General features: G+C 49.3%; 7 protein-coding genes. 2 read left to right on the forward strand and 5 right to left on the reverse strand.

Features of this window, described 5'->3' with window-relative positions; translation table 11 throughout:
- Positions 1-437 (reverse strand): glycine--tRNA ligase subunit alpha (locus tag ACP5D0_RS09055; protein WP_472365418.1); only part of this gene is annotated, 437 nt, incomplete at its 3' end.
- 618 nt (positions 438-1,055) lie between these two features.
- Here ACP5D0_RS09055 and ACP5D0_RS09060 point away from each other — a divergent pair.
- A complete protein-coding gene (locus ACP5D0_RS09060) occupies positions 1,056-2,330 on the forward strand; it encodes a peptidoglycan DD-metalloendopeptidase family protein (RefSeq protein WP_472365419.1) in 1,275 nt (424 codons plus the stop codon).
- Positions 2,323-3,441, forward strand: a complete 1,119-nt coding sequence (locus ACP5D0_RS09065; protein ID WP_472365421.1) for an anhydro-N-acetylmuramic acid kinase — start codon at positions 2,323-2,325, stop codon at positions 3,439-3,441. Before ACP5D0_RS09060 ends, ACP5D0_RS09065 begins: the two co-directional genes overlap by 8 nt.
- A gap of 31 nt (positions 3,442-3,472) precedes the next feature.
- Here ACP5D0_RS09065 and ccoS read toward each other — a convergent pair whose 3' ends face one another.
- The 4 genes from ccoS to ccoG form a co-directional block, all read right to left on the reverse strand.
- Positions 3,473-3,715, reverse strand: coding sequence for a cbb3-type cytochrome oxidase assembly protein CcoS (ccoS, locus tag ACP5D0_RS09070; RefSeq protein WP_472365422.1), 243 nt, complete (start codon positions 3,713-3,715; stop codon positions 3,473-3,475).
- Positions 3,716-3,729: 14 nt separating this feature from the next.
- Complete coding sequence (locus ACP5D0_RS09075) at positions 3,730-6,237, reverse strand: heavy metal translocating P-type ATPase (RefSeq protein WP_472365424.1); 2,508 nt, start codon at positions 6,235-6,237, stop codon at positions 3,730-3,732.
- A 10-nt stretch (positions 6,238-6,247) separates the two neighbouring features.
- The gene (locus ACP5D0_RS09080) at positions 6,248-6,787 is read right to left on the reverse strand and encodes a FixH family protein (protein WP_472365425.1); all 540 of its coding nucleotides are present in this window, start codon (positions 6,785-6,787) and stop codon (positions 6,248-6,250) included.
- Between the two features lie 93 nt (positions 6,788-6,880).
- Positions 6,881-8,299 (reverse strand): cytochrome c oxidase accessory protein CcoG, encoded by a 1,419-nt coding sequence (ccoG, locus tag ACP5D0_RS09085; RefSeq protein ID WP_472365426.1) that lies wholly within the window; start codon positions 8,297-8,299, stop codon positions 6,881-6,883.
- Positions 8,300-8,364 lie beyond the last annotated feature (65 nt).

Consider the following 8,364-nt stretch of genomic DNA (forward strand, 5'->3'; position numbering starts at 1 on the left):
GTCACTTCCATGCCGTTCATCCAAACTTCCCAGCCCAAGCCCCAGGCGCCCAGTGTCGGGGATTCCCAGTTATCTTCCACAAAGCGGATATCATGTTCCAACGGATCGATGCCGAGGATTTTCAACGATTCCAAATACAATTCCTGAATATTATCCGGTGACGGCTTCAGCATCACCTGAAACTGATAATAATGCTGCAGGCGATTGGGGTTTTCACCATAGCGACCATCGGTTGGACGACGGCAGGGTTGTACATAGGCCGCGCGCCACGGCTCTGGGCCGACAGCTCTGAGAAAGGTGGATGGGTGGAAGGTTCCCGCGCCCATTTCGTTGTCGTAGGGTTGCATAATGACGCAACCTTGATCCGCCCAGAAGGCTTGGAGGGTTTGAATCAACCCTTGAAAAGTTGAAATATCCGTTGCCGCGTTGTTAGACACTTTGTTTCCCTGTTGCTTTGATTATATGAGCCGAGCCGCCGCCAATATACGGTGGCAGACACTTTTTAAAATATGAATTAACCCAGATACTTGCGAAAGTACTCAGTCGAGCGCCGAGGCCTCTGCACGATCTTCGTCAAACGTAAAAATTAGGCTGATTATAACCTGAATGCTCTTCAAATTTGTACAGACCTATCATTAACCCAGACACGCTGCCAGCACGAATGTTTCATGCACTTGTAGTGATCTATTTCGCAGAGCCTTGGTTTACAAGAAAATTCTCGAAGATGCACCCCACCCACAATTACGACCGACTGAAGAAATTTGGCTTGTGGAATTAAGGGGGTCAGCAAGGCCCATGGAAGTTTGTGAAATACTCGGACTTAGCACTCATCTAAAAGAAAGCACTCAGCCGCGTGCTTTAGGCTGGTAATTGCGCTTTTCATTCGGGTATAATCCTAACCGTATTATTGCTGAAAGTAGGTACTTTCGTTCAAAAAGGCTTCAAAAAGCCATGCAAACTTTTTGATAAAGAGACCTCGAAGAACCGCCCAGTGAGTTTCTGCGGGGTATTTGAGGGATCCATAACCCTATAAACAACAAAACAGATAAAGAATCGTGAATCCATTAAAAGCCAGCTTACATCTCATACTTTTCCTGACACTATCGTTTGTTGTGATCGGCCAGTTTGCCACCGCCTCTCCGAGTGCCGAAAAGCAGCAACTGCCTTTACCGAAGGTGTCGGCCAAAGCTAAGACAAGCCATGACGATACGCCGCAGGCCTGGCAAAAACACCAAGTGACTATTCAAAAAAACGGCAGCTTATCACAAGCGCTTGAAACGCTGGGCATCCACATCGGCACCACCTATAAAATTGCCAACACAAAAAACGGTGAATGGCTGACGCAATTGCGTTCCGGTGATGCTTTGCAGGTCTGGCTGGATGACAAGCAACAACTGCAAAAAATCTTTTACCCAAAATACGACACTGTGCACTACCAACTGACACGAGACGTTAACGACGACTTTCGGATTGAAAAAATCGACTTGCCCGTCGAGACTAAAGTGGAAACAGCGACTGGCATCATACAGCATTCCTTTTACATCAGTGCCGAAGAGGCCGGACTCAGTGCCAAAACCATTATGAATCTCGCGGATATTTTTGGATGGGAAATCGATTTTATTCGCCAGCTTCGCCCAGGCAAACCCTTTAAAGTCATCTACGAGAAAAAATACATTAATGGCCGTTATATCGGTGATGGCGACATTCTGGCCGCCGAAATCGTCACCGCCGGTGACCAGCGGCACACCGCCTTCTTATTAAAAGACAAGCACAACGAACCTTTAGGTTACTTTGATGAAAACCGTCACAATCTGCGCAAAGCCTTTTTACGCAATCCGGTGGATTATGTCCGCATCACCTCTCGCTATAAGCCGAAGCGTTTTCACCCAGTTTTGAAAAAATGGCGTGCCCACCGCGGCGTAGACTACGGCGGCCCGATTGGCACACCGATCCGCGTCACCGGTGACGGACAGATCATTAAGCGACAATGGAACCGAAGCTACGGACGCGTTATCTTTGTCAAACACGCCGGAAAGTACACCACCGTTTATGCACACATGTCAAAATTCGGAAAATACAAACAGGGCGACTGGGTGCGCCAAGGGCAAGTGATCGGCTACATCGGCCAGACCGGCTTGGCCACTGGACCGCACCTGCACTATGAGTTTCGTGAGAACGGACGGCACGTTGACCCATTGAGAGTGAAGTTCCCCGATGCCGGGCCAGTTCCCAAACAATATCATGCGGAATTCGACCGCTTTTCAGAACTCATGCTGGCACAAATGGAACGCTTGAACCCCCACACGCAGCTGGCGGCTAACTTTGAGTAACCAGAATCGTCGGGCGGACGGCTATATCGGACTGATGTCCGGCACCAGTTTGGATGGCGTTGATGCGGCGCTGGTTCGCTTTCACCCAACGGGACGGATGGAACTCGATGCCTTTATCACCCATTCGTATCCAACCGCATTGAAAACCGCACTGAATCGTTTAAACGAAACGCCAACCCTCTCGCTAAAACAATTGTGTACTTTTGAAAGAGAGGTCGCCGCAGAATTTGTGCAAGCCACCCAGACGCTTTTAAAACAAACGAGCGTTCCAAAGCAAGACATCATCGCCATCGGCAGCCACGGACAAACCATTTTCCATGCCCCAAGTTTATCCATGAGCCTGCAAATCGGCCATCCGGCGTTTATTGCCAAAGGCACCGGCGTCACCACCGTCGCCGATTTCCGCATAGACGACATGGCCAACCACGGACAGGGCGCACCGCTGGCACCGGCGTTTCACCGCGTTCTATTTCAGGTCGAGGATCCGATAGCCGTTATCAATATTGGCGGCATCGCCAATATCAGCTATCTCTCACCCACCCAATCGCTGGGATTTGATATCGGTCCCGGCAACGGCTTAATGGATGACGTCTGTCGCGCAGAACTCAACTGTGACTACGACCCAAATGGCGACTTGGCCGCCGACGCTCAACCTAACCAGGCCTGGTTAAATCAGCTGTTATCGGATCCCTATTTCAGCCTACCTTTTCCAAAAACAACCGGTAAGGACTATTTCAACCAGGCCTGGTTAAAACAGTCCCTCGATCGCTTTGCGGCCGCGGCGAATATGTCCGCACAGGAAAAGCTTTCCACCCTGAATCAACTCACCGTGGAGACACTCAAACAGGGCATCGCATCACTCCCCGCCCCACCATCGGAAATCCTCATCAGCGGTGGTGGTGCGGACAATGCCACTCTGTTAAAACGCCTACAGCAACAGAGCCTGTGTCCGGTTCGGACCACGCGTGAACTGGGTATTTCGCCCCACGCAATTGAAGCCATGATGTGTGCCTGGCTAGCCAAGCAGCGATTGGACAATCAGCCTATCGGACTGAAGACGATCACGGGGGCGCACCAGGACTCGATTCTAGGTGGCGTCTGGGCTCCCTAAGACTCTAACCCGAAAACAGTGCCTAGGGCATTTACTTTTCTGGTGTTTTAACCCCCGACTCATCTGAAGCAGCCGCGGACGTTTTTGCGTCTGAGTGAGCGGTTTCGGCCGTGTTTGGCTTGCGCTCTTCATCAAAATCATCGTCCATAAAGATACTGTTGGCGGCACCGTCCAAATCATCGAATTGTCCCGATTTCGCCATCCAAATAAACACCACCACCACCAGAAAACCAAACAATAACATCATGGGGATCAAACCAAAAACAACGTCCATATTTCTCTCCCTGCTTAGGTTTTATCCACTGGTTGTAGCTCCGCCGAAAGACGTTTACGCTTGGCAATGGCTTTTTTGCTATAGAAACTTCGAATGCGAGCGGCATTCCCAATCACCACCAAGCTACTCAACGGCATGGTAATCGCGGCGATAAGCGGCGTGAGCATCGCCGCCATTGCCAAGGGCACCAGGGTAATGTTATACACAATCGAACTGGCAATATTTTGCTTAATCGTTTTCAGTGTCCGGCTGGACAAATCCACCGCCGTGTCCACCGATAGCAATTCGTTATTTAACAAAACAATGTCTGCGCAATCCATTGAAACATCGGTTCCCGAACCCAACGCAATGCTCACATTGGCACGTGCCATTGCTGGCGCATCATTGATGCCGTCTCCGACCATGGCCACACTTTCACCCGCTTTCTGGAGCGTTTGAATCACATCGTACTTATCTTCGGGCAACACCTCCGCCTGCACAACCATGCCCCCAAGCCGATTGGCGACGGTTTCAGCAACGATTCTCCGATCGCCACTGAGCAGTGTGATTTTTTTGCCACGCGACTTCAGTCGCTGAATCAGTTCAGCCGCATCGTCACGCAGCTCGTCTTCTAAAAACAATATCGCAACAACTTGTTTATTCTGAGCCACCCAGACACTGGTTTGACCCAGCTCGGCTCGGGCATGCTCCAGCTTTGAAAAAGCCTCTGGCAAATCCATCCCGAGCGCCTGCAACCAAACGCCTGTTCCAATATGATACTCTCGCCCCTCAATTGAAGACGTGACCCCTTTCCCACCTTGTGCTTGGAAGAAGTCCACGCGCATATCCATACCTTTAAGCGTTGGCTGACGCTCTTGCAAGCTTTCAACGATCGCTCGCCCCAAAGAGTGCTCGGAATGAAATTCAACCCGCACCAAGTCCGCCAACAAGGTCGATTCATCAAGGCTTTCGCGGCACTGATAATCAATCAACCGCATTTGCCCTTTGGTTAAGGTACCCGTCTTATCAAAGACAAAGTGATCGATGCTGTTCAAAATTTCCAGCATGGCTCCGTTTTTGATCAATATACCATTCTGAGCCGACACACCCGACGCCACAGCCGTGGCCATCGGGGTCGCTAACCCAAACGCACAAGGACAGGTAATGATCAATACTGCGGTAAAGGCAATCATCGCCGTTTCAAAATCGGCATTCACCACCCAGTAAACAAAGCTGAGCGTCGCCAACGCAATCACAACCGAAACAAACCACGGCATAATGCGTTCAGCTGTGCACTGAATGGGCGCTTTCGACCCCTGAGCATCCTCAACCATGTGCACAATGCGTCCAAGCATGGTGTCCTGCAGGATTGACTCAACCCGAATGGACAAGGCACCATCCAAATTCATCGTGCCCGCCGAAACATGGCTGCCGGCTTGCTTTAAAACTTCCCGAGACTCGCCACTGAGCATGGACTCATTGACACTGCCACTGCCCTCAAGGATGACGCCGTCTACCGGCATTTGATCACCCGGTTTCACCAGCACCACATCCCCTGCTTTAAGTTTACGCACCGGCACTATCTGCATGCCCGTCTCCGTTTTCAAGCGCGCGACTTTCGGCTGCAGATTCATTAACCGTCGAGTCGAGTCAATGGCCTTATTTTTGGATATGGCTTCCAGATAGCGGCCAATCAACAGCAAGAACATAAAATCAATCATGGTGTCATAATAAACATTACCGGAATGCTGCGGATCCACCGTGACCCAAAAAGAATAGAAATACGTGGTGAAAATCCCCAGTGAAATGGAGACGTCCATACCGACACTGCGCGCTTTAAGCGATGTCCAAGCTCCTGTGAGAAAGGGCTTACCCGAGTACAAAAGCGTCACGGTTGCAATGACAAACTCGACCCAATGGAAATAATGACGGAAGGATTCATCCTGATCCGCACCGGCATAAAGCGCCACGGAGAACCACATCACATTCATCATGGCGAAGCCAGCAAACCCTAAACGATAGAGCAGATCTCGGTTGGCTTTGCGAAAAGCCTCTTCACTGTTAGAGGCATCGTAAGGCACCGCATCATAACCGACACGGTTCAACTCACGGATAATGGCGGAAAGCGGAATCACATCATTATCCCAACGCAGCTTAATCTGCTTGTTGGTAAAGTTCACCTTAGCCATCTGCACACCATCCAATTTCGCTAAAGTGTGCTCAATCAACCAAATGCAGGCCGCACAGTGAATCGCCTCGGAAATCAAAGTGATTTCGCGTTGCTGAGTTAGGTTATCAACAAATTGCGACTGGACTTCATCGTAATCAAAAAACTCCGTATCCTTCGTCGGCGGTGGCGGTGGTGACAAAAGTTCCCCCTCCGGTGTGCGACGGTAGAAACTTTCCAAACCCGCCTCATGAATGGCCTCGCAAACTCCAGCGCAACCATGACAACAAAAAGATTGCTCTTGACCCTGAATGGACTTGAGCACCAAACTGCCTTTTTGAATCCCTTGTCCGCAGTGATAACAGGCTTGATTCATTTAAACCGCCTCACGGGGCATCCTGAACCATAATCGAGCGCCCTAAGTTAAACACCTCTTCGCCCTTGGTGATCTCCATAATCAGGTCGTATTTACCTTTTAGGGGCAGGTTGATCGTGCCGCTGTACTCACCGGTTTCCCCAGTGGGTTGCAGCACCAGTTCGCCATCATAGTCTTTATTGGAAGGTCGATAATAATAGAGAATCGCAGTATCCACATCAAACGCTCGATCTTCGCTATCCAGCACCTTCACGGTCACCTTTTTATCTTGCGTGGCTTGCAAAATGGGGAGATCGATATCAAACTGCCAGCCGAGTTCTTCCATATGGTTACGCTTTGCAATAATGGCCCCCATATTCTTACCTTTTTCATAAAAATCAGGCACTGTGAGGCCTGGCGCCGTCACTATGGCCATGCTGACCATAAAGAAATTCACCGTTAACACGATAATCAAAATCGTAAACCAGCCAATGACAAATGGATTTTTCCAGGCCACGCTCCAGTCTCGTTTATTTGGGTGCTCTGCAGATTTGTCGGTTGATTCAGTCAAGGCTATTTCCTCCATAAAAAAAGGCTCCCTTTCAGGAGCCTTTCAATTATACCGAAAATTCATGCCACACAGGCTGCATTTAAGAAACCTGTACTAGCGCACCTTCGGCCCCAAAAACATACTGTCATAAGTGGTCTGTATCTCCGGTGCATTTTTGTTCTGAACCACAAAATCAATCGGCGTATTTTCAGAAACCAAATCCTTTTTAGGCACCCGCACCAACAAAGTCGCTGTCCCCACATTGCCCGGCAAAACTCGGATGGAATCCGGCCCGACATAGAACAGCCCGTCCGGTCCGGTTACGTTAATACTGGCCTCTAATGGCGCGTTCCCCTTATTCACGACCTTTACGTAATATTTGTTCTGAATCGAACCATCACTCATTTGAACAAACAAAGGCGCACGCTCATGGAGAACCTTCACATCCAAGGGCGACATCGTTGCCAAGCCCCAGATCATTGCTGCGGCTGCAAATGCCATAATACTGGTGTACACAATCACCCTTGGGCGCTTATACAAAGGCACAAAGGGTTTACCGGCAAACTCTGCAAGAGAAGCGTAACGAATCAATCCTTTAGGCTTTTTGATCTTCTCCATTACCGAGTCACACGCATCGATACACAAACCACAGGTAATGCAACCAAATTGCTGACCTTTACGAATATCCACCCCTGTCGGACAAACAGCGACACATAAATTACAATCAATGCAGTCACCCAGTTCTGGAGTTTCTTCGCCAGGCTTGACCCGCTTCATCCGTCCGCGTGGCTCACCTCTGTCAAGATCATACGTGGGCACCACGGTTTCCGTATCGATCATCGCACCCTGAATACGGGCATAAGGACAGAAACCAATACAAACTTGCTCTCTTAAAAAACCCGCAAAGAAAACCGTCGCCGCAGCCAGCGACAGAATAATCGTAGTTTCTGTCCCAGTCCAGTCCAATGTGAATAAGCGCGCCCACAAGCTCAAAGCCGGATCGAAATAAGCGACAAAACTAAATCCGGTCATAAAACCGATAAAAGCCCATACAAACCACTTTGGAATTTTCTTTTGAAGTTTGGAAAAACTGACGGGCTCCTTATCCAGCTTCATCCGTTTATTGGGCAACCCTTCAAACTTTTCTTCCACCCAAGTAAACACATCCATCCAGACCGTGTGAAAGCAAGCATAACCACACCAGAGTCGCCCCGCAACCGCCGTTGTCGCTGCAAGCAAAAGGGCAAAAAACAGTAAAATCATCGCCAACACCCAAATATCCTGGGGCAGAATGGTGATACCGAAAATATGGAACTGACGATCAACAAGATTGAACAAAATGGCTTGACGACCATCCCATTGTAAATAAGGGCCGATAAAAAAAGATAACCACATGGCTGCAACCACCCACTTAATGGTTCGAAATTTTCCGGACATACGTTTCGCATGCACCGTTCCTTCCGTATGAACCGTCAGCAATTCAACCCCGATATGCTGCAAATTCTTATTAGAGGTATCCATTTCATCCAACATGGATTTTGGCTGATTGTCTTGTGAATAAGTGACTTTATTTTTGTCGGACATTTCCCATTCCTTTT

This window comes from Hydrogenovibrio sp., assembly GCF_049975065.1.
Lineage (GTDB): Bacteria > Pseudomonadota > Gammaproteobacteria > Thiomicrospirales > Thiomicrospiraceae > Hydrogenovibrio.

Excerpts from the sequence above, each read along its gene's own strand:
- ccoG (WP_472365426.1), bottom strand. The coding sequence starts at position 8,299 with ATGTTGGATGAAATGGATACCTCTAATAAGAATTTGCAGCATATCGGG.
- ACP5D0_RS09075 (WP_472365424.1), bottom strand. The coding sequence starts at position 6,237 with ATGAATCAAGCCTGTTATCACTGCGGACAAGGGATTCAAAAAGGCAGT.
- ccoS (WP_472365422.1), bottom strand. The coding sequence starts at position 3,715 with ATGGACGTTGTTTTTGGTTTGATCCCCATGATGTTATTGTTTGGTTTT.